Here is a 21,105-nt window from a genome sequence, read left to right as displayed (position 1 = left end):
GAAACAGAGCTGAAGGAGCACGGGTGTATTTAGGGCTTTTCATGATCAACGGGTACGTCTGCGCCACTGACCCGTCGGTGGCGGTCGCGGCGGCCACTGCCGCCGAGGCGGCCGGGTGGGAGAGTGTGTGGACCGGCGAGCATTACGTCCTTCCGGAGCCGGGAGTCGGGCGTGGGCCCGAAGCGGACACCCCGATGTTGGATCCGTTTATCGCACTGGCGAATGTCGCTGCGCACACCCGGAAACTGCGGCTGGGCAGCGGTCTCACCGTCGTCCCGCTGCATCATCCGCTGATGCTGGCGAAACAGATTGTGTCGCTGGACCGGATCAGCGGTGGCCGCTTCATGTTCGGCGCTGGAGTCGGCTATTTGCAGCCGGAATTCGACGCGCTGGGCGCCTCGATGGCGGACCGCGGGGATCGTACGGCGGACTATCTCGACGCGATGCGGGCGATCTGGGCCGGAGACCGGAGTTTCTCCAGCAAACATGTGAGTTATGAGGGCGTACGAGCCGAGCCCGGACCGCTGCGCGCTGGCGGCCCGCCGCTGCATTTCGGTGGGCATGTTCAGCGTGTTTTCGACCGTACGGTCCGGCAGGCCGACGGCTGGTACGGCTGGGAGCTCAGTCCGGAGCGCACCCAGACAGCCCTGGACGGACTCCGCAAAGCCGCGGCGGACAACGAAAGGCCGGCGGGGATGGGCGAGATCGAGATCTCGGTGACTCCCCCCACTCAGGTGCCCCTCGATGACAAGCTCATCGACGCGTACGCGGAACTCGGAGTCGACCGGCTTATCGTTGTCCCGCCAAGAAAAGCCCACGACAACGCCGATGAGCTGGGGCGATTCGTGGAACGGATGGGGGACCGGATCGCCAGCCACCCCGCTCTTACCCCGGCCTAACGTCCGCCGCCAAAAGGATGGGTGCGACGATCGCCAGCGACTCCCGCAGTACAGCCTCGAACGGCCGAGTTTCCTCATCCTGGAGCCAGTTCTCGGTGGCCACCCGGGCCGCCGCGGACACCGCGGCGGCCACCACCGCCGGCATCGGCCCGGGTCCGGTCCGGGCTTGAATCGCGGCTGCCAGCGGATATTCCAGTGCCCCAACGGTTTTCGCGTACTCACTGGTCAAAGCCGGCGCCGACGTGATCAGTGCGACGGTTTCCTTGGTCGGCTCGGCGTCGCCGGCATATTGCTTGACGATGGCCTCGGTCACCACGGTGAGCAGGGGTTCGTCGGCCGGCCGGGTCCGCACCGCCTGGCCGACCCGCAGCGCGCGGTCGGCTGCGAGCGCGACGCAGATCGCGTGCAGCGTGCTGTGGAAATAGTTGTTGTACGTGCGTGGGGAGACGCCGACGGCATCGGCGATGTCGTTCACCCGTACGTTCTCCGGCCCGTTGGTAAGCGCGAGCCGCAATGCGGCGGCACCGAGCGCCTCTCGGGTCGCCGCCTTCTTGCGGTCACGTAATCCCAGGTCAGGGTTGTCCTCGGCGGTGACGAGGACGAGGTTGCCGTGTTTCTGGAACACCAGGCCGGCTTCGTTGTCAGCGGTCATGGCGACCACTCTAGCAAGAAAATGCGTGTACGCATTGATGCGTGCACGCAATTTTTGTGTATGGTGGGTGTTGGCACTCGACCGCGGCGAGTGCCAATGCGAAGCCGACCAACGAAGGGGACAGTTGATGACCGCCAAGAAGATCGCGTTCGACGAGGAGGCCCGGCGCGGCCTCGAACGCGGCATGAATATCCTCGCGGACGCGGTGAAGGTGACGCTTGGACCGCGTGGGCGCAACGTCGTACTGGAGAAGAAATGGGGCGCGCCGACCATCACCAACGACGGCGTAAGCATCGCGCGCGAGATCGAGCTTTCCGATCCGTACGAGAAAATCGGTGCCGAGTTGGTGAAGGAGGTGGCCAAGAAGACTGACGACGTGGCTGGCGACGGCACCACCACGGCGACAGTTTTGGCGCAGGCGCTCGTACGTGAAGGCCTGCGCAACGTGGCCGCCGGCGCGAACCCGCTGGGTCTCAAGCGAGGCATCGAAAAAGCCGTCGACGCGGTGACCGCTGAGCTGCTCGCGATGGCTCGGGAGGTCGAAACCCGCGACCAGATCGCCGCCACCGCCTCGATTTCGGCCGCCGACCCGGCCATTGGCGAGCTGATTGCCGAGGCGCTGGACAAAGTCGGCAAGGAGGGCGTCGTCACCGTCGAGGAGAGCAACACTTTCGGGCTGGAGCTGGAACTCACCGAGGGAATGCGCTTCGACAAGGGATATCTGGCCCCGCATTTCGTCACCGACTCCGAGCGGATGGAGGCCGCGCTCGATGACCCGTACGTGCTGGTCACCGACGCGAAGATCTCCACGGTCAAGGATCTGCTGCCACTGCTGGAGAAGGTGATGCAGGCCGGCAAGCCGCTGTTGATCGTGGCCGAGGACGTTGACGGCGAGGCGCTGCCGACCCTGATCGTGAACAAGCTGAAGGGCACTTTCCGTTCTGTCGCGGTGAAAGCCCCCGGTTTCGGCGACCGGCGCAAGGCCATGCTGGCCGATCTCGCGATCCTCACCGGTGGCCAGGTGATCAGCGAGGAAGTCGGGCTGAAGCTGGAGACCGCTGACCTGGCTTTGCTGGGCCGTGCTCGCAAAGCCGTGATCACCAAGGACGAGACCACCATCGTTGACGGCGCCGGCGACACCGCCCAGATTTCCGGTCGGGTGCAACAGATCCGGGCCGAGATCGACCGCAGCGACTCCGACTACGACCGGGAGAAACTCCAGGAAAGACTGGCCAAACTCGCCGGCGGGGTGGCCGTCATCAAGGTCGGCGCGGCCACCGAGGTGGAGTTGAAGGAACGCAAGCACCGCATTGAGGACGCCGTACGCAACGCCAAAGCCGCCGTCGAGGAGGGTGTCGTGGCTGGCGGCGGAGTGGCGCTTTTACAGGCAGCGCAGGCGATCCCGACGGGCCTGGAAGGCGACGAGGCGACCGGTGCGGCGATCGTACGGCTAGCCGTCGAAGCGCCGCTGCGGCAGATCGCGACCAACGCCGGCATGGAAGGTGGTGTCGTATCGGACCGGGTCAAGTCGCTGCCACCCGGCCACGGCCTCAACGCGGCGACCGGTGCGTACGAGGACCTCTTCGCCGCCGGAGTCATCGACCCGGCAAAGGTGACCCGGTCCGCGCTGCGTAACGCGGCATCGATCGCGGCCCTTTTCCTCACCACTGAGGTGGTCGTGGCCGAAATCCCGGACAAGGACGCCGCCGCCGCGGCACCGGAAATGGATTTCTGATGGTCTAGGCGTCGAAGAGGGCGGCCGTTGGCTCTACTCGCAGGTGGCGACCCTTCACCTCGGAAACGACGGTGGGGCCGACGATGTCGGGGGAGCCGGGGAACTGGCCGGCGCCGCCGTCGGGGCCGAGGGGCACGGCGATGCCGACGGGGGCTGGTTCGTACGTGGGCAGGTCGCCTTCGCCGGCGATGAGGGCTTGCAGGTGGGCCACCAGGAAAGTGGCTTGGTGGCCGGCGACCGAGGCCATGTTGCGGTCGGCGGCGCTGATGTCGCCGACGGCGAAGACGCGGTCGGTGAGGCGCAGGTATTCGTCGACTCGCAGGTAGCCGTCGGCGTCTCGGGCTTCGGCGAGCGGGCCGCGCAGGTAGTCCGACCGCGGGGTGACCCCGAAGGCGCGGAACCAGATGTCGGCGGTGAGCTTCTGGCCGTCTTCGGTGGCGACCGCGATGGGTGCGGCGGTGGCGGGTGGGGCGGCTGGCAGTTCGGTTAGTCGTACGCCCAAACGGAGGTCGATGCCGAGGGCGGTCACCTGGTCGCGGAGCTCGTCACGCAGTGCCTGATGGAACGGGCCGGGCAGGATGTCGTTGGCCCCGTCGGCGATGGTGAGGTGTTTGTCCGGAAAGTACGCCTTGATTTCGCCGGCCAGCTCCAGGCCGGTCGGCCCGGCGCCGATGATCAGCACCCGTCCGGCTTCTCGCAGCGCCTGGTGTGCATCGCGGAACTGCGCGTGCGCGGTGGTGGTGTCCGGCTCGTTGCTCTTGGCCGGGAACGGGTAGCCCGAACCGGTGGCCAGCACCAGGTAGTCCGGCTCCAACACCGCACCGGAACCGAGCGTCACCCGCCGACCCTCGACCGCGGTGGCGCGGTCCTGAATGAACCGACCCTGCTTCAGAAGTCGTTCGTACGGCAGGAAAATCTTGTCCAGCCATGGCGGGTCGACGAGCGCGCGCAATGCGGCGACATTGTGTACGAACGCGTCGGTCGGGTCGACGAGGGTCACGTCGGCGACCTCGTCGAGAGCCTTGGCCACCTTGATCCCGGCATAGCCGCCGCCCAACACGACGATGCTCGGCCTGTTCTCGGTCAACTGCTGCCTCCATACTCGTCATTCAAAAGTGCCAACGCCAAGACTAGCAGCTAGGAATTTCGAAGTGACAGCGATCGAGCTAGTATCTTTTCTGTGGACGTGGAACAGCCCGTGCATCCGCCGGTCGCGTGTACGCGCGCCGACATTGAGCTTTCGCGCGCGTTCAGTGTCCTCGGCAAGCGTTGGAGTGGGGTCGTTTTGGGCTGCCTTATGGCCGGCCCGGCCGGCTTTCGTGAGCTGTCGCGGGCCATCGACGGGGTCAGTGACTCGGTGCTGTCCGACCGGCTGTCGGACCTCGCGGGCATGGGGCTGATCACCCGCAAGGTCGCCGAGGGCCCGCCGGTGTCGGTGTCGTACGAGCTGACCGATCACGGCCTGGCGCTGATCCCGATCATGCGACAGCTCTCCATCTGGGCGTACGAGCACCTGCCGCCGGGTTAGAACATACGGTTCACGATCAGGGCGAGCACGGCGACCATCACCACGAGGTTGATCGCCTGCGGGACCCACAACCGGCGGGACAGCGCGACCGCGATCCAGTGCGGCTCGTGGATCGTGCCGTCGGCCAGCGGTGGTCGCCAGCGCGGCAGAACGGTGGCGGCCGCGAGCGGGGCCGCGAAGCCGATCCCGTACGCGACTCCGGTCCAGACCGGGGCGAGTTGCAGCAGCGCGAGGCCAAGGGTGGCCCAGGTGGCCGCCGAGATCCGGAAGGTCGTCACGGTCAGACCGGTGTCCAGGCCCCACAGCAGTGGGCCGCGTACCGGGCCGTACTTGTAAATCAGGTTTTTCGGGGTCTGCCGGCGCCAACTCAGCCGGCACACGGTCTTTCCCCGCAGTGCCGCGATTTCGAAGCCGCACAGCACCAGAACCAGCGCGACCGCACCGAGAAGCCGGAAGGTCGAGGGCACCAGGGGCACTCCGACAGCGGCGCCAATTCCCAGCGTCAGGGCGAAAATCACTGCGGCGGACAGCAGGAAACCTGTCGCCAGCGCACCGATCGGGCGCAGCCAGAAGCCGTGCCGCTGGGGTCCTCCCTGCCCGAGGGAGGTCGCCGGTCCGGCCACCGGGCGTACCAGTGGCCGGATCATTCCGACGAAAGAAGTGCCTCAGGGGCTGAAAAGCTGCGCGAATCCGGCGGTCATCGCCAGCACGGCGACGGCTGCGACCAGCGCGTCGTCAGCAGGCGTTGTCATCCCACCAGATCGAGCAGTAGAAGGTGCCGCTCCAGCACGTACTCGTGGACGTCGTGCATTCGCCGCACCAGATTGGCCGGCTGCCGGCCACGCAGCCCCAATACTGCCGGGTGTAGCCGCCGGGGCAGCCCCAGTTCCAGCAGCTGCCGGCACACTTGTTACATCTGGCGAGGTGGCAGCACGGCGAGCCCTGGCAGTCGGCGGCGGCCGGCTCGGCGGTCGCCAGTACGCCCGCGAGCCCGCCGACCAGGGCCATTCCGCCGGCGCCGAGCATGCCCAGTACCCCCCGCCGGCGCGCGTTCTCGCGGACCACCTTGGCGGGCGACTCGATGGTTTTGGTGATCGTCTGCTCGGTCATGGGTGGTCCTTCCTCGATGCCGCGGAAACCAACGGAAGTTCTGCTCCAGGTGGTGCTTCGACAGTCGGGTCGCCGCGCAGCGTGCGCAGCGTTTCGGTGAGCTGCCGGGTGGAGGGCACGGTGGCGGCTCGGACGATCCGGCCGTCCAGCACGACGATCGCGGCGGGGGTCAGTGTCACCCCGACCGAAGCGCTGATCTCTCGGCTGTGATCCACCGTGACTTTTTCTTGCTCCAGCGGATAGTTGACCTTGATTTCGGAGTCCTTGCGCGGGTTGGCCGGGTCGAGCACCACCCACAGGTCGGCCGGGAACTGGCTGCCGAGTGAGGTGGCGATGGTCCGGCAGGTCGCGCACTTGTCGGACAGGAACAGCACGAGGCCGGCGTCGACGGTGTCCAGTGCGGCGGGCAGCCCGTACGCGCTTGGCCGCGCACCTACTGCGGCGCTCACGTCAACCTTCAGCGGCCGGTCGATCAGGCCGCTCAGGTCACGAAGCTGGGCGATGTCGCGGTACATCTCGACCTGGGATCCCAGCAGCACGAACAGCAGGGCTCCGAGGATGACGACCGCGACGGACAGGGCAATGGTCATTCGGTGACTCCGTCCGTGGGGCTGGTGTCGAAAATCGGCCGCTGAACGACCGATGCCTCGGCGATGGCCGTGCGGTCTCCGGCCGCGGACCGCCACGCTCGTACGACCGCGGCGCCGCGGACCGCGCCGAGCACGACCACCACAGCGGCTAGGTATTGCACGCCGTCTTGCCAGGTCCAGGCCACTGGTTGCCATTGAAGCAAGGCAGCGGCGGCGAGCCACCCGGGCAACAGGGCGACCTGCCGCCAGCCGAGTGTGCCGCCGCCGGTCGCGCCGAGGCACGAGCAGGCGACCGGCCGTCCGAGCCGCAGCGCAAGACCGCCAGCGGCCGCGAAAATGATGCCCAGGGCCGCCAGCGCGACCCGCGGCCACGATTGGTCAGGCAGCAGCACGAGGCCGGCGGCCGTCGCCAGCTCGGCCGTCGGCATCGCGTACGCGGCCATCCACACTGCTGGGACCGGCAGGCCCAGAGCCGTGAGAGTGATCCGGAAATCCTCGTTCGTCCGTACCTTTTCCAAGCCTGCCCAGGTAAGAACGCCGGCGGTCGCGATCGTGACCAGGATCGACAGGAGTGCCACTAGAACGTCGTCGGCCGCAGGGCCACGCAAGCGAGCGTGGTGTCGCGGCTGTTCTCGATGACGTACGCCTCGTATTTCGGGCCGCGCACGTTCTGGTCGCCGACGGCGGCGCTCTGTTGGATGGTCTGCGGCCGGAGCTCGATCGCGGCGGAGGAAACCCGGACCTGCCCGGAACTCCTTTGTACGCTGCCGACAAGCCTGGTGACCAGCGGAAACGCCGTGTTGGGCGTGGTGCTCGCGGCGCCGCTGACGAGCACCAGGTCGCCGGGGCGCAGCTGCCACCCGGCCGGGAAGCCGTGGACAGCGACGGTTTCGGTGCTGCCATTGGCGGAAACCTGCGCCTTGTTTCCGGTGTGTTGGACGACGCTCATGATCTTGGCGTGACCGGGCACGGCCGCCGGGGTGGCGTGGGCCGATTCGGTGAAGACCAGGGTGCCGACGACGCCGGCCCCGAGTGCTGCTGATCCGGTGAGGAGATGGCGACGGGAGATCTTGGCCATGGTGGCTCCGATCGCGAGAAGGAAGGTGGGAAAAGCATTACCAGTGACGAAGATCACCTACAAGGCCCTGGTGGTTTATCGCTAAAAACGTTACCGAGCTGTGCCACCCGCGTTTCATTGTCCGGAACGCCCGGCACGTCCTGGGCACGCGTGCCGGTGAGGTGGGTGATTTCCCAGGTTAGGGTGCAGGGAGATGGTCCAAACGGAGGTGTGGGGTGGCTGGACGCCTGCTGGACGAGCGGTATTCGCGGACCGACGGGTTGGTCTACCTGACCGGAGTCCAGGCGTTGGTGCGGTTACCGCTGGACGTACGCCGAGCGGACGCGCGCGCTGACCGGAACACGGCGGCTTTCGTCTCCGGGTACGAAGGGTCCCCGCTCGCCGGCTATGACTTGGAGTTACAGCGGCAGGGCCGGTTGCTGGCCGAGCAGCAGGTGGTCTTCCAGCCGGGCGTCAACGAGGAGCTGGCGGCCACCGCGGTGCTGGGCAGCCAGGTCGCCGGCACCGTCGAAGGCCTGAAATTTGCCGGGGTCACCGGCTATTGGTACGGCAAGGCGCCGGGCCTGGACCGGGCCGGCGACGCGCTTCGGCACGCAAACCTGATCGGAGCGCACCCCGACGGCGGCGCGCTGGCGCTGGTCGGCGACGACGCGGTGGCGAAGTCGTCGACCGTGCCGAGCAGCTCGGAGATGGCGCTGGCCGACCTGGGCATGCCGGTGCTGTCGCCGGCCGATCCGCAGGGCGTGCTCGACCTCGGCCAGCACGCGGTCGCGATGTCCCGGGTCAGCGGCCTGTGGGTGGCGGTCAAGGTGGCCACCAACGTGGCCGACGGCTCGGCCACCGCGCAGGTCCACCCGGACCGGATCGTGCCGGTCATCCCGGACCTGGAGATCGACGGCAAGCCGTATAGGCACCAGCCGGACGGTCGCTTGGTCAGGCCGTTCCTGGATGGGTTGGAGGCGACTCTTTTCGGCGCCCGCCTGGAGTTGGCCCGCCGATACGCGGTGGCCAACGACCTCAACCGCATCACCGTTCGTACGGCCGATGACCGGGTCGGTCTGGTGGCCGCTGGCAAGACATATCTCGATCTGCGGCAGGCGCTGCGCCAACTCGGCCTGGACGACGCCGAGCTGGGCCGCCGGGGCGTCCGGCTGCTGGAACTGGGCATGGTGCACCCGCTCGAGCCGTCCATTGTGGACTCGTTCGCCGCCGGGCTGGCCGAGATCGTGGTGGTGGAAGAGAAACGGTCGTTCATCGAGGCCGCGGTCAAGGACCGGTTGTACGGTCGGGCCGGCGCGCCGCTGGTCACCGGGAAGGTCACCCCGGATGGTCAGGTCATGTTGGCGCGGTCCGGTGAACTGGACCCGGACATCATCGCCCAGGCGATCGCTGGCCGGCTGCTCGCGCACGGCGACTTTCCGTCCGTACGAGCGTGGCTCGACCGGGCGAAGCCGCGCCGGAAGCGGATTTCGTTGCCACTGCTGGCGCGTACGCCGTTCTACTGTTCTGGCTGCCCGCACAACACCTCCACCAGGGCGCCGGAGGGCTCCTTGGTCGGGGCCGGCATCGGCTGCCATGCGATGGTTTTGTTGATGGACCACGACGGCCCGGCCGGCTCCAGCCGTTTTGGCGAGATCGTTGGCGTCACCCAGATGGGCGGCGAGGGCGCGCAGTGGATCGGGATGGCGCCTTTCCTGGAGCGCCAACACCTTCTGCAGAATCTCGGCGACGGCACCTTCCACCACTCGGGCAGCCTCGCCCTGCGGGCCACCGTGGCCGCGCGGGTGAATGTCACGTACAAACTGCTCTACAACTCCGCGGTCGCGATGACCGGTGGCCAGCAGGCGATCGGCCTGCGGTCGGTGCCGGAGATCACCCGGATGTTGCTCGCCGAGGGTGTCAAACGGATCATTATCAGCACAGGGGAGCCAAAAGACTACCGACGAGTCGCGCTGCCGGACGGTGTCCAGGTGTGGCGCCGGGAGCGGATCGCGCAGGCGCAGGAGACTCTCGCCGCGGTGCCGGGCGTCACGGTTCTGATCCACGACCAGGAATGCGCGACCGAGCTGCGCCGCAAACGCAAACGCGGGTTGGCGCCGGAGCCGAGCACTCGGGTGATGATCAATGAGCGCGTTTGTGAGGGCTGTGGCGACTGCGGGGACAAGTCGAACTGCATGTCCGTGCAACCAGTGGAGACCGAGTTCGGCCGGAAAACCCAGATCCACCAACCGTCCTGCAACAAGGACTATTCGTGTCTGGCCGGCGACTGCCCGTCCTTCCTGACCGTGGAACCCGGTGCTCGTACGGCAAAACCGGTCGCACCTGACCTCGCCGACTCGCTCCCGGAGCCGGTTTTGCAGGTGCCCGAGGAAAACTTCAGCATGCGGATCACCGGGGTGGGCGGCACTGGTGTGGTCACCCTCTCCCAGGTGCTCGGTGCCGCCGCGGTGATCGCCGGCCGGCACGTCCGTGGCCTGGATCAGCTCGGGTTGGCGCAGAAGGGCGGCGCGGTCGTCTCGGACCTGAAAATCAGCCGCGAACCGGTCCAGGTCGCGCACAAACTGGCCGCCGGCGAATGCGATCTCTACCTCGGCGCGGACCTGCTGGTCGCCGCGGACGCGCGAAACCTGGCCGCCGCTGGTCCACAAAGGACGGTCGCGGTGGTGTCGACCACCCGCGTACCGACCGGAAAAATGATCCTCGACACGGCCACCTCCTTCCCCGATCCGGATGGCGTGCTGGCCCGGATCGGGGAGGCCAGCAGAGCCGGCAGTGGCGTTTTCGTGGACGCCCGTGGGCTCGCCGAGTCGCTGTTCGGCGACGACCAGTTCGCCAACATTCTGTTGATTGGCGCCGCTTTCCAGGCGGGTTGCCTGCCTCTTCCAGCGTCCGCGCTCGAAGAAGCGATCGCCCTCAATGGCGTTAAGGTGGAAGCCAACCTGCAGGCCTTCCGGCGCGGCCGGCAGGCGGTTGCCGACCCGGCCGCGTTGCGGGTCACAGTGGATTCGCTGAACCCAACGGAATCCGTTTCGGCCGCGGCGCTGACTTTGTCCGAGATCCTGGCGATCCGGGTACCAGAGCTGGCCTCGTATCAGAATGCGGCCTACGCACAGTCCTATGTGGACTTCGTGGAAAAGGTACGCAAGGCCGAGGAACCGACCGGCTCGACCGAGCTGACCGAGACGGTCGCCCGGCAACTTTTCAAGCTGATGGCGTACAAAGACGAGTACGAGGTGGCCCGCCTGTCGCTGGATCCGGCAGTGGACCGGGACGTGAAGGCACGTTTTGGTGCGGGCGCTCGGTACGTGTACAAACTGCACCCACCCATCCTGCGGGCCCTTGGCATGAAACGGAAAATCAGCCTCGGCGCCACCGCGAAGCCGGCTTTCACCGTGCTGCGGGCAATGCGCAGGCTTCGCGGCACCCCGCTCGACGTTTTCGGCTATGCACACGTACGAAAAGTGGAGCGCGAGCTGATCACCGAGTATCGCCAGGCCGTCCAGGAGTCGCTGCAGCACCTCGGCTCAGGCGGGCACCCGGTCGCGGTCGAGATCGCCGCCCTGCCGGACCTGATCCGCGGCTACGAACACATCAAGCTGGCCAACGTCGAGCGCTATCGCGCCCGGCTCGCCGAGCTGCGGACCCGGCTAGAGGCGAGTGAGGAGATGTCGTGGAAATAAAGGTTGTCGACAACCCTGCGAAGAGTCGTTTCGAGGCGTACGACGGAGATAGCCTCGCCGGCTTCGCGCAATATGTGCTGGCCGGCGACCGGATCACCTTCACCCACACTCAGGTGGAGTCGGCCTTCGGCGGCAAAGGCGTCGGAGGCCAACTCGCTCGTACGGCCCTGGACGCGGCCCGCGAGCGGGGCCTCGGGGTGCTGCCGGACTGCCCGTTCATCCGCGGCTGGATCGCCAAACACCCCGACTACGTCGACCTGGTGCCGGCCGGCGAGCGGGACGCTTACCAGCTCTGAGCGCCTTATTCGGTTGACGGGGCGCGTGTCGGGCAAGAGTGTGGTGCCGATGACTGACGAACCGCCTTCCGACGTACGCGCCGCTTTTGGGGTTTCCGGGGTGGCCCGGCGGCTGCCAGGCGGTGGCGGCAACTGCTGGCAGATCGGCGACGTGCTCCTCAAGCCCGGCCATCACCCAGTGGTCGGAGCGTGGCAGGCCAGCGTGTTCGCCAACCTGACTGGCCCCGGTTTTCGGGTGCCCCGGCCGATTCGGTCCGCCGACGGGTCGTGGATCGTGGACAGCTGGGCGGCCTGGACCAGGGTCGCCGGCGAGCCGGCGCCGCTGGCCCGATGGCCTGCGCTGGTCGCCACCAGCCGCGCCTTTCACGCTGCCCTGGACGGTGTCGCGGCACCGCGCTGGCTGGGCCGCGGGCGCAACCGGTGGGCCGTCGCCGACCGGGTGGCCTGGGGCGAGACGACCGTAGAGGTGGCACCGGAGCTCGCGGAGCTGGTGACCGCTCTGCAGGACGCGGAACACCCGATTGGTCTGCCCAGCCAGCTGGTGCACGGAGACATCGCCGGCAACGTCTTGTTCGCGGCCGAGCAGCCGCCGGCGGTGATCGATTTTTCGCCGTACTGGCGGCCGGCCGGCTTCGCGCTGGCAGTTGCGGCAGTGGACCTGCTGGTCTGGTCGCAGGCGCCGGCGGCGATTCTGGACGAGCTGGCCGACGAGCCCGGCATCGACCAGTTGTTGTTGCGTGCGCTGGTTTACCGGCTGGTCACCGAGTCGCTCGGCGGGCCGGATCCGGAGTCCCGGGAGGCGGTCCGGCGGGCCAACGAGCCTGTGGTCGACTTGTTGCTTTCCCGGCTGTCCGGCCGGCCGCCGACCACGGTTTTGCTGACCGACAAAGACCTCCGCGACCTCGCTGGAGGCGCGCTGGGTGCGGAACTCACCAGGCTGCGGCCGGTGACTGGCGGACACACCGGGGCGGTATGTCGCATCGCGGACCGTGCCGGGGGTGGCTCGGTGTTCGTCAAGGCAGCCAACCCGGCCGCCCGTACGGAGCTCAACGCTGAGCTGGACGTGTACGAATCGTTGGGAAGCAGGCCATATCTGCCGCGCGTGCTGGCGACCTCCCGCGAGCCGGTTCCGCTGCTCGCACTGGAAAGCCTGTCGCCGCAGGGATGGGTGCGTGCCTGGACTCCCGATCTGGTCGACGCGACGGAAAAACTGCTCGACCAGGTGCACAGCTCGCCGGCGTCAACGAAAATTCCGCGACTGCGCGCGGCGGTCAATCCGTGGGACGTGATCGCGGCGGACCCACAACGCTTGCTGCGCCTGGACATTTGCTCCTCCGGGTGGCTGGATGCCCATCTCGGCGCAGTGCGGGCCGCCGCGCAGGACGCGCCGGTCGAGGGTGACCAGCTGATCCACCGGGACGTACGCGCGGCCAACCTCTGGGCGGATGCTGGCCGTCTCGTGCTGGTCGACTGGGCGTCAGCGGCGATAGGGGATCCGTGGCTCGACCGCCATCTCTGGCTGGTCGCTCTGCATGCCGAGGGCGGCCCGCCGCCGGAGAGTCGCCAAGGGCCTCACGCGGCCGGCCACGCCGCATTGATTGCCGGCCAGCAGCCGCTGCTCACGCCGGCCCGGGAGAGCAATCCGGCATTGTTCGACCTGCGGCGGCAGCGGCTGGCGGTCGCACTGGCGTGGTCGGCGCGATTACTGTCCCTACCGAGTTTTTCCTGACGGAATCAGAGCGGCAGGGCGGCGATGGGTTCCAACTGTTCCCATTGCGCTTTCACGTCAAGCGCGCCGATCCGGCAGACCAGGTGGCGGGCGCCGGCGTCGACGTACGGCCGCAACTGTGCCACGATCTCGTCCGGTGATCCGGTCACCGCGAGCTGGATCGTCCCGATGACGGCCAGCGGCCTGCCGTAGTTTTTGAGGCAGTACTGGTCCAGTGTCCGCAGCCCACGTTCCCGGTCCTCGTCCACCAGGACAGTGACAAACAATGCGGGCGTGACGTCATCGGCGAGGCGCCCGGCCTCGCTGGCCGCTGTTCGTACGGCCGCGAGCCCGGTGCGGTAGTCGGCCGGATCGGGCGGATAGGGGAGCCACCCGTCATAAAGCCGTCCAGTCCGGCGTACCGCGGCCGGGGTCGCGCCACCGAGCCACAGCGGCGGCCCACCAGGGGTGGCCGAGGTGAGCCCGGCGGGCAGATCATCAAAATGCAGGACTCTGCCGGCAAAATCCGGGCGGCCGGCACCGGACCACAGCTGCCGCCAGAGCCGTACGGTGTCGTCCAGCTGGGAAAAACGGGTCCGCCACCTCACGTCGGAGACCGCGAACTCCGGTTCGGACCGGCCCGGAAAGCCGGCGCCGACCGCGAGCACCAGCCGGTCGCCGCCGGACAGTAGGTCGATGGACGCGATGGTCTGCGCTGCCTGGACTGGCCGCCGCAGCGCGGGAAGCAGCGCCGCGGTGCCGAGCGTCACCCGCTCGGTCGCTGGGGCCAGCGCCGCCAGCAACGTCAGCGCCTCGATGCCCGGATTGATCAGGGTGTCGTTGGACCAGACCGAGTCGAACCCGATTTTTTCCGCCTCCTGAGCGAAAGAGACCAGCTGGCGGGCGTCAGAAAGGTCGGTCCACTGGGCCTGCCGGGTCGGCAGCACGATACCTGTGCGCAAGTCGTTCGTCATGCCGGGAAGCCTGCCGCCGCGGCGGAATGCCGGCAATTCCCGGCAGGGAATGGTCAGCAGGCCCGGCCGGGGCTACAACTGGGGAATGGAATTTCCGCGGGCGCTCCGGTCACGGCGTACCGACCGCCGGGTGAGCCAGTTGGAGCTGGCCCTCCGGGCCGGCACGACCCAGCGGCATGTGAGCTTCATGGAAAGCGGCCGGTCGATGCCCGGCCGCGGCATGGTCGTACGGCTGGCCGAGTCGCTCCAGTTGCCGCTGCGGGACCGCAACGAGCTCCTGCTGGCCGCCGGTTTCGCACCCGTCTACCCGCAGACCGACCTCGACGACCCGCGCCTCGCCGCCGTACGGACCGCGCTCGACCACGTGCTGGCCGGCCACCTGCCCTATCCGGCGATCGTGGTGGACCGCTATGGCGGCATTGTCGCGACGAACAAAGCATTCAGCGTACTGACCGAAGGCGTCGCACCGGCATTGCTGGAAAAACCGGCGAACGCTTACCGAATCGCGTTGCACCCCAACGGAATGGCACCGCGGATCGTCAACTTCGCCGAGTGGGCCAGGCACGTCGTGGAACGCCTCGACCAGGCCAGCGTCCACGACCCGGACGGGCGAATGGCGGAGCTGGTTGCCGAACTTCGGCCGTACGTGCCGAGTCTGCCCATCACCGCGGACCATCTCGGTTTCGCGGTGCCGCTGCGGCTGCGATCCGGCGACCACGAGCTGCGGCTGATGACCACCGTCACGACCTTCGCCACCGCCGTGGATGTCACCATCGCGGAGCTGAAACTGGAGGCATTCCTGCCCGCCGACGAAACCACCGCCACTTTTCTGGCTGGCGTGAACAAGCCATAGCCATGGGTCAGAGTGGGTCTGGACCCACCCCCTTGGGGGTCCAGACGGATTCCGTGTCGACCTCGTTCTTCCTAGCGTTGTCACTACAACAACGACTTGAGGAGAAACGAAATGTTCAACACCACGATCGAGGTCGACGACTCCCGGACCCGTGAGACTTTTGACACCCGTCAAGAAGTCCATCACGCTGTACGGCGTGGTCAGCGCGATCGTCCTTGGCGCGGCCGCGGCGCTTACCTTCTTCGTGGACCAGCCAGCGAGCGCTTTCATGCGGATCCGCGGCGGCATTCTGCTCGCGGTCGCGCCGCTGCTGGTCCACTGGGCGAGCCAAGCCGCTCAGGACAACCAAAAGAGCTTTGAGCGACTGCGGACCGTGACCTCGATCATGCCGATCGCCGTCATCGGCGTCGATCTGATCCCCGGCATGTGCCCGACCGGGTACGCCGTCATGCAGGGCATCAGCGTCCTGCCGCTGATCGGGGTCGCCGTGATGGTCCGCGGTCCACAGCTGCGCGCTGCGTTCGGCAAGACCAAGAAGGCATAGGGCATCCACCCGAAATCTGCGGCTGTGACAGGACAGCCGCCCGCTCACCGAAGCCCGCTCCGTCAGCCGCTTTGGAGGGCGAGTTTGAGGCCGAGGCCGACCAGCACGCCGGCGGTCACTCGGTCCAGGATGCGGCGGAAACGGGCCTGGCGCAGGATCGTACGGGCACGGTCGCCGACCACCGCGAGCACCGGATACCAGGCGGCGCACAGACCGAGGTGAATGCCGACCAGCAGTGCCGCCCAGCCGGTGTTGTTTCCGGTGGTGGGCAGGAACTGCGGCAACAGGCTGATGAAAAAGACGCCAACCTTGGGGTTCAGCACGTTGGTGACGATGCCGCGGCGAAGCGCCCGCAGCGGGCGCAGCGGCTGATCGGCGGCATCGTCCACTGTGGACTTGCCGGCCCGGAAAGACTTGTAGAGAGCCGAGACGCCCATCCAGATCAAATAGCCGGCGCCGCCGATGCGGACCGCGTCGTACGCCACCGGGGAAGCGGTCAGCAGGGCGGTGAGACCAGCCACACTCGCGGCTGCCCACAGGGCCGTGCCGGCCAGCGTGCCGGCGATGGTGGCCAGGCCGGCGCGGATGCCGCCGGCCACGCTGTGCCGGATGACCAGCATCGAGTCCAGTCCCGGCGTGAGCACCAGCAGCAGGGTCGTACCAGCGAAAGCCAGCAGCGCGGCGAGGGTCATGAATCGCATCGTCGCACGACGGGAGTGGGAAGGGACACCGTATTCTGCGTGGCCAGCCGGCACGCCGTACGGTGGATTTATGCGCTATCGACAACTGGGAAACTCTGGCCTTCGCGTTTCCACCCTGACGATGGGGACGATGACCTTTGGTGGCAAGGGCGGGTTTTCCGCGATCGGGCAGACCGATGCTGCGGAAGCCAGCCGGCAGGTCGACCAGTATCTGGCCGCCGGCGGCAACCTGATCGACACCGCGAACATGTACTCCAGCGGTGTTTCCGAGGAATATGTAGGAAAAGCGATCGCCGGCAAGCGGGATGCGGTGTTGGTCGCCAGCAAAGTCCGGTTCGCGATGGGCCGTGGGGCCAATGACGTGGGGCTGTCCCGGCACCACATCATCAACCAGGCCGAGGCGAGCCTGACCCGGCTCGGCACCGACCACCTCGACCTTTACCAGCTGCACGAGTGGGACGGCGTCACGCCGCTGGAGGAGACGCTGGCCGCGCTCGACCATCTCGTCACCAGCGGCAAGGTGCGGTACGTGGGTGCCTCCAACTACTCCGGATGGCACCTGCTCAAGGCGTTGGGCGTCTCAGAGCGGCACGGTTGGGCGCGGTTTGTCAGCGAACAGATCCACTACACCCTGCAGTGCCGGGAGGCCGAGTACGAGCTGGTGCCGGCCGCCGTCGACCAGGGCCTGGGCATCCTGGTGTGGAGCCCGCTGGCCGGCGGGCTGCTGTCCGGCAAATACCGCCGCGACACCCAGCCGTCGCAGGGCCGTCACCTGGGCGACTGGGGTGAGCCGCCGGTGCCGGACGAGAACGCGCTCTACGACATCGTCGACGTGCTGGTCGAGGTCGGCGAGGCGCACCAGGTCTCGGCCGCCCAGGTGGCGATCGCCTGGCTGCTGACCCGGCCGGCGGTGTCGTCGGTGATCATCGGCGCGCGTACGGCCGAACAGCTCGCCGACAACCTCGCGGCCGCCGACCTCGACCTCAGCGCGGCCGAGGTGGACCGCTTGGAGCGGGTCAGCCGGCCGCGGCTGCTTTATCCGTACTGGCACCAGCTCGGCATCGCGCAGTCCGACCGGTCCGCCTCCCCGGACGGCTTCCACCGGCTTGGCCCGGCCGACCTGACCCTGATCGGCCCGCACTTGAGCTGACCCTGGGATGCTGACCCGATGACCTCAGACGAGTCGCCGAGGGACCGGTTCCTGACGGTGTACGGGCGCAAGCCGGTGATCGAGGCGCTTCGCGACCAGCGGCTGACGGTCGACAAGGTGCTGCTCGCGCAGCAGGCCCGCGGCGAGTCGGTGACCGACATCCTGGCCGCCGCCAAGGCCGCCAACGTGCCCGTACGCAGGGTGGACGCGGACCGGATCAAGCGGCTCGCGGGCAACGGCAAGCAGGATCAGGGCGTGCTGGCGGACGTGCTGGCACCAAAGATGCGGACGCTCGCGGCGGCGCTGAACGAGAGCTACCGCGAGCAGCCGCGCAAGCTGCTGCTGCTCGACGGGATCACCACGCCGGCCAACGTCGGCATGATCATCCGGGCCGCCACCGCGGCCGGCATCGACGGGATCATCATCCCGCGGCACGGGGTCGCGAGCCTGGGTCCCCTGGTGGTGAAGGCCTCCGCCGGCATCGTTTTCCGGGCACCTCTGCTGCGCTGCGGCAGCGCGGTGGAGGCCGCCGAAAGCCTGACCGAGGCCGGGTACGTGCTGGTCGGTCTGGACTCCGACGGCGCCGAGTCGCTGTTCCACGCCGAGTTCGGGGAGCGGATGGTTTTCGTGCTGGGCGGCGAAACGCACGGCCTCGGCGCGGAGGTTCGGCCGTACGTGGGCCGCTGGGTGCGGATCCCGATGGCCGGCGACGTTGAGTCGCTGAACGTGTCGACCGCCGCCGCGGTGGTCAGTTTCGAGCTGCTGCGCCGGGAAAAAGGTGCTGCGCCGCAGGTCAACGTGGGTTAGCGTCGACCGCGATGACTACCACTGACCTCTTCGTCGAGCTTGAGAATTTCTACGACGCGGTGCCCCGGCAGCAGGCGACTGTCGAGGTGCATGGTGGGCTGGCCCTGTTCGTGCAGCGGGACGAGGGCGCGTATCCGCTCTACGCCCGGCCGGTGCTCGGCGCGTCGCCGACCCGTGCGGACCTCGATGTCGTACGAGCGAGGCAGCGCGCGCTCGGTGTGCCGGAGGCTTTCGAGTGGGTGCACCAGACCACTCCGGGCCTGCTTGACCTCGCCGAGGCCGCTGGGCTGGCTGTCCTGCGGGCCCCGCTGATGGTCTGCGAGCCGGAGCGTTTGTCAGACCTGGCGCCGAAAAACGCGACCATCCGGTTGCTTGACGCGGCCGATCCAGCGGTCCAGGACGACCTCGTACAGCTGCGGGCCGCGCTTGGTGTCGCTTTTGGCAACCCCGGCACCGAAACCGGCGCGGCTGGTACGGCCGAGCGCGACGAAGCAGTGCCCGATGGTCGTCGTACGAGCCAGACCGACCTCGAGTTGATGGCCGCCGGCCTGCGCGTTCACGTGCTGGCCGAAAGTGCGACCGAGGGTGTGTTGGGCGGCGGTGCCACCCAACGAGCGGGGGAGGTTGCCGAGGTGGTCGGCGTCGGTACGCTGCCGGCCGCCCGTCGGCGCGGGCTGGCCGCCGCGGTCACCGCGGCACTGGCCCGGCAGGCGTACCAAACCGGTGCCCGGCTGGTGTTCCTGTCCGCCGGCAGCGAGGAAATCGCCCGCGTCTACGCGACCGTGGGATTCCGCCGGATCGGCACCGCCTGCATCGCCGAACCCGCCTGACGCAACAAAAACTGGGCACCTCCCATCGGGAGATGCCCAGTTCTCGTCTTGCTACCGACCCGGTTGCCGGGAGTTGTCCTGATAGAAATTGATCTCGTTCATGGCGATCGGTTTGTCATCGTTGGCCGAAATAGGATCGACGATGGTGAATCTGATACTCGCGATGTTGTTACCGGTGACCGAGAACTGTTGGATGATCTGGGTATCGGTCAAGTTGATCGTCTTGTCGGTTGAGTTTCCGCTTTGGTCCTTGACTGTCACCGTGAGGATGCCGATGCGGCCACCGGCCTTGTACGCGGCAATTTGCTGCGATTCTCCGTTGGCGATGGAGATCTGCAGCAGTCGCCCGATGGGCGGGTTGAAGTCCATCTGGACCCACTCGCCGCGACCGAGGTTCGCACTCTTCTGGGGTGCCCAGAAGGTGTTGGCGCCACCGTCGACCGCCATCTTCGGACCGTTCGTCGCCGAGTAGCTCGACGATGCTGTCCAAGTCACCGGGGACACCGTTGACTTGGTGGCGAAGCGGTCGCGGGCGAGGTTGACGCCCTCCACGATGGCCGGCCGGGCCGGTCCGAAGCCGACGATCAGCAGAGCGATGATGATCACCAGGATGACGATCGGCCGGATCAGGTGCAGGGGCTGGCGGACCCGGTTGTGCCGGGTGCCGGCCTCCACGGTCCGGTCGCCGCCGCCGAACAGCCGGCGCCAGAAACCGACCCGTTCCGGTGGCGGGGCCACGTTGTCCACTGTGGACGTGCCGCAGGTCCGGCAGAACTGGCGATCCGGCGGGTTGCCGGTGCCACACACCCGGCAGGGGATCTCACCAGGCGCGACGCCTGGCTGTGGGGTGCTCGAGGAAGCGGGCCGGCGGCGCCGCCGGGTCTGCTCGTCCGAGGGCTGCCGGCCGCCCGGCTGCTGGGCCTGCGGGCCGGCAGCGGGACGCGCCGCTGGCTGCGGATACGGCTGGTACGGCTGCGGCGGCGCTGGTGGCTGCTGCGGATACGGCTGATAGCCGCCAGCCGACGGGGCGGTCGGCGGAGGCGGATAACCGCCCGGAGGCGGCGGCGGTGGTGTGGGGGGCGGCGGTGGCATCGTCGGCGTGGTGCCGGACAGGCCACGGCTTGGCCGGTTCAGCATCTCCCGCGGCACGTTGATCACCGTGGTCGGCTGGATCGGCGGCCGCTCGCCCGGTGGCGCACCGGGAACGGCCGGCGCCCCAGCGCCCGGCGCGGTGCCCTGGTCAGGCTGCGTACGGTCCAGCAGGTGCACCGGGACCGGCCCGGTCGGCACCGCCTGGCCGTCCCATTCGAGGAAGGAGCTGCAGTTCGCGCAGAAGCGAGCTTCGTTCTCGTTCTGCTCTCCGCAGGTCTTGCATACGATCATCCAGAAGCACCCGTCTCAGTGCTCGTGCCGCCGCTCTGCGGCTGGCTTGACGACAACACCTCGACCCGGACCGCAACGTGCGCCGGGATCGTCTCGATAACCGCTGACTTTAGTCGGCGGAGGTCAATCTTGTCCGGATCCGGCACTTTTACCCGTACGATCGCCTGCGCCGGCGACGAGCCGGGCAAAGCCGAGCCGGCCGTCTCGGAGATCGACACCCCGCCGGAGTCGGCGATCTCCACCTGACCACCGGTCAGCAGCTTGGTAATCGTAGACAGGCCGTGTGCGGTGCCCCGCCACCGGTGTAGCTGGACCGCGTGGGTGACCAGGGTCCGGCGCTGGGCCGGGCTCCATCCCTCGTCCAGCCGCAGTGCCACCCACTCGGACAGCCAGTCCAGGAAGTCCGGCGGCGCGAGCCGCGGGTCGATGTACATGGCGAAACAGTCGAGCACCGAGAACACCGGCGCGAGAACCGCGTCCAGCGCGTCGGTGATCCGCTGGGTGAACTCGTCCTCCAGATAGACGGCCGGCAGCTGCGCCCCGATCGGGTACGCGCTGGGCAGTTCCTGGACCGCGTCACGCATCGC

The 21,105-nt window shown here is 68.0% G+C and carries 22 protein-coding genes; 11 read left to right on the top strand and 11 right to left on the bottom strand.

Annotation, left to right across the window (positions count from 1 at the left end):
- Positions 1-23: 23 nt before the first annotated feature.
- Positions 24-899: a TIGR03619 family F420-dependent LLM class oxidoreductase gene (locus tag ABD301_RS03785; protein ID WP_344307157.1), complete on the top strand. Its 876-nt coding sequence runs from the start codon at positions 24-26 to the stop codon at positions 897-899.
- Here the strand turns inward: ABD301_RS03785 and ABD301_RS03780 are convergent.
- Entirely contained in the window at positions 886-1,551 is a 666-nt protein-coding gene (locus ABD301_RS03780) for a TetR/AcrR family transcriptional regulator (protein ID WP_344307155.1), read from the bottom strand. The two genes, ABD301_RS03785 and ABD301_RS03780, sit on opposite strands and share 14 nt — an antisense overlap.
- Positions 1,552-1,678: 127 nt before the next feature.
- Here ABD301_RS03780 and groL point away from each other — a divergent pair, with 127 nt between their 5' ends.
- Positions 1,679-3,286, top strand: coding sequence for a chaperonin GroEL (gene groL, locus ABD301_RS03775; protein WP_344307153.1), 1,608 nt, complete (start codon positions 1,679-1,681; stop codon positions 3,284-3,286).
- 4 nt (positions 3,287-3,290) lie between these two features.
- Here groL and ABD301_RS03770 read toward each other — a convergent pair whose 3' ends face one another.
- Positions 3,291-4,373 carry an NAD(P)/FAD-dependent oxidoreductase gene (locus ABD301_RS03770; RefSeq protein WP_344307151.1) on the bottom strand — a complete coding sequence of 361 codons (1,083 nt, stop codon included), beginning with the start codon at positions 4,371-4,373 and terminating at the stop codon, positions 3,291-3,293.
- A 93-nt stretch (positions 4,374-4,466) separates the two neighbouring features.
- Between ABD301_RS03770 and ABD301_RS03765 the strand changes: the two genes are divergently transcribed.
- Positions 4,467-4,814 carry a winged helix-turn-helix transcriptional regulator gene (locus ABD301_RS03765; RefSeq protein WP_425551882.1) on the top strand — a complete coding sequence of 116 codons (348 nt, stop codon included), beginning with the start codon at positions 4,467-4,469 and terminating at the stop codon, positions 4,812-4,814.
- Here ABD301_RS03765 and ABD301_RS03760 read toward each other — a convergent pair.
- From ABD301_RS03760 to ABD301_RS03740, 5 genes are all read right to left on the bottom strand, one after another.
- A complete protein-coding gene (locus ABD301_RS03760) occupies positions 4,811-5,461 on the bottom strand; it encodes a hypothetical protein (RefSeq protein WP_344307149.1) in 651 nt (216 codons plus the stop codon). The genes ABD301_RS03765 and ABD301_RS03760 overlap by 4 nt on opposite strands.
- A gap of 88 nt (positions 5,462-5,549) precedes the next feature.
- The gene (locus ABD301_RS03755) at positions 5,550-5,924 is read right to left on the bottom strand and encodes a hypothetical protein (RefSeq protein WP_344307147.1); all 375 of its coding nucleotides are present in this window, start codon (positions 5,922-5,924) and stop codon (positions 5,550-5,552) included.
- Complete coding sequence (locus ABD301_RS03750) at positions 5,921-6,514, bottom strand: hypothetical protein (protein WP_344307145.1); 594 nt, start codon at positions 6,512-6,514, stop codon at positions 5,921-5,923. The genes ABD301_RS03755 and ABD301_RS03750 overlap by 4 nt, the downstream gene beginning before the upstream one ends.
- A complete protein-coding gene (locus tag ABD301_RS03745; RefSeq protein WP_344307143.1) occupies positions 6,511-7,092 on the bottom strand; it encodes a MauE/DoxX family redox-associated membrane protein in 582 nt (193 codons plus the stop codon). Before ABD301_RS03745 ends, ABD301_RS03750 begins: the two co-directional genes overlap by 4 nt.
- Positions 7,092-7,592 carry a twin-arginine translocation signal domain-containing protein gene (locus ABD301_RS03740; protein ID WP_163567362.1) on the bottom strand — a complete coding sequence of 167 codons (501 nt, stop codon included), beginning with the start codon at positions 7,590-7,592 and terminating at the stop codon, positions 7,092-7,094. Before ABD301_RS03740 ends, ABD301_RS03745 begins: the two co-directional genes overlap by 1 nt.
- A gap of 215 nt (positions 7,593-7,807) precedes the next feature.
- On the opposite strand from ABD301_RS03740, the gene ABD301_RS03735 reads away from it, so the two are divergent.
- The 3 genes from ABD301_RS03735 to ABD301_RS03725 are packed head-to-tail and all read left to right on the top strand — an operon-like array spanning position 7,808 to position 13,297.
- Positions 7,808-11,272: an indolepyruvate ferredoxin oxidoreductase family protein gene (locus tag ABD301_RS03735; protein WP_344307141.1), complete on the top strand. Its 3,465-nt coding sequence runs from the start codon at positions 7,808-7,810 to the stop codon at positions 11,270-11,272.
- Positions 11,263-11,568 (top strand): GNAT family N-acetyltransferase, encoded by a 306-nt coding sequence (locus ABD301_RS03730; protein WP_344307139.1) that lies wholly within the window; start codon positions 11,263-11,265, stop codon positions 11,566-11,568. Before ABD301_RS03735 ends, ABD301_RS03730 begins: the two co-directional genes overlap by 10 nt.
- Before the next feature lie 49 nt (positions 11,569-11,617).
- Positions 11,618-13,297, top strand: a complete 1,680-nt coding sequence (locus ABD301_RS03725; RefSeq protein WP_344307137.1) for a hypothetical protein — start codon at positions 11,618-11,620, stop codon at positions 13,295-13,297.
- 5 nt (positions 13,298-13,302) lie between these two features.
- On the opposite strand, the gene ABD301_RS03720 is transcribed toward ABD301_RS03725, so the two are convergent.
- Positions 13,303-14,250: an LLM class flavin-dependent oxidoreductase gene (locus ABD301_RS03720; RefSeq protein ID WP_344307135.1), complete on the bottom strand. Its 948-nt coding sequence runs from the start codon at positions 14,248-14,250 to the stop codon at positions 13,303-13,305.
- Between ABD301_RS03720 and ABD301_RS03715 the strand changes: the two genes are divergently transcribed.
- Both ABD301_RS03715 and ABD301_RS03710 read left to right on the top strand, forming a co-directional pair.
- Positions 14,249-15,103: a helix-turn-helix domain-containing protein gene (locus tag ABD301_RS03715; RefSeq protein WP_344307133.1), complete on the top strand. Its 855-nt coding sequence runs from the start codon at positions 14,249-14,251 to the stop codon at positions 15,101-15,103. The two genes, ABD301_RS03720 and ABD301_RS03715, sit on opposite strands and share 2 nt — an antisense overlap.
- A 151-nt stretch (positions 15,104-15,254) precedes the next feature.
- On the top strand, positions 15,255-15,647 hold the full coding sequence (locus ABD301_RS03710) for a hypothetical protein (RefSeq protein WP_344307131.1): 393 nt from the start codon (positions 15,255-15,257) through the stop codon (positions 15,645-15,647).
- Between the two features lie 62 nt (positions 15,648-15,709).
- Here ABD301_RS03710 and ABD301_RS03705 read toward each other — a convergent pair whose 3' ends face one another.
- Positions 15,710-16,339 carry a LysE family translocator gene (locus ABD301_RS03705; RefSeq protein ID WP_163567367.1) on the bottom strand — a complete coding sequence of 210 codons (630 nt, stop codon included), beginning with the start codon at positions 16,337-16,339 and terminating at the stop codon, positions 15,710-15,712.
- A 79-nt stretch (positions 16,340-16,418) separates the two neighbouring features.
- On the opposite strand from ABD301_RS03705, the gene ABD301_RS03700 reads away from it, so the two are divergent.
- Genes ABD301_RS03700 through ABD301_RS03690 form a run of 3 tightly spaced genes read left to right on the top strand, consistent with a single transcriptional unit; the run spans position 16,419 to position 19,135 of the window.
- On the top strand, positions 16,419-17,498 hold the full coding sequence (locus tag ABD301_RS03700; RefSeq protein ID WP_344307129.1) for an aldo/keto reductase: 1,080 nt from the start codon (positions 16,419-16,421) through the stop codon (positions 17,496-17,498).
- 18 nt (positions 17,499-17,516) lie between these two features.
- Positions 17,517-18,305: a TrmH family RNA methyltransferase gene (locus ABD301_RS03695; RefSeq protein WP_344307127.1), complete on the top strand. Its 789-nt coding sequence runs from the start codon at positions 17,517-17,519 to the stop codon at positions 18,303-18,305.
- Between the two features lie 11 nt (positions 18,306-18,316).
- Entirely contained in the window at positions 18,317-19,135 is an 819-nt protein-coding gene (locus ABD301_RS03690; protein ID WP_344307125.1) for a GNAT family N-acetyltransferase, read from the top strand.
- Between the two features lie 51 nt (positions 19,136-19,186).
- Here ABD301_RS03690 and ABD301_RS03685 read toward each other — a convergent pair whose 3' ends face one another.
- Together ABD301_RS03685 and ABD301_RS03680 are read right to left on the bottom strand one after the other, a co-directional pair.
- Positions 19,187-20,518, bottom strand: coding sequence for an NADase-type glycan-binding domain-containing protein (locus ABD301_RS03685; RefSeq protein WP_344307123.1), 1,332 nt, complete (start codon positions 20,516-20,518; stop codon positions 19,187-19,189).
- Positions 20,515-21,102 (bottom strand): phage tail protein, encoded by a 588-nt coding sequence (locus ABD301_RS03680; RefSeq protein ID WP_344307121.1) that lies wholly within the window; start codon positions 21,100-21,102, stop codon positions 20,515-20,517. Before ABD301_RS03680 ends, ABD301_RS03685 begins: the two co-directional genes overlap by 4 nt.
- Positions 21,103-21,105: the final 3 nt, after the last annotated feature.

This window comes from Fodinicola feengrottensis, assembly GCF_039530045.1.
Lineage (GTDB): Bacteria > Actinomycetota > Actinomycetes > Mycobacteriales > HKI-0501 > Fodinicola > Fodinicola feengrottensis.
This window is presented reverse-complemented; position numbering and strand designations above follow the sequence as displayed.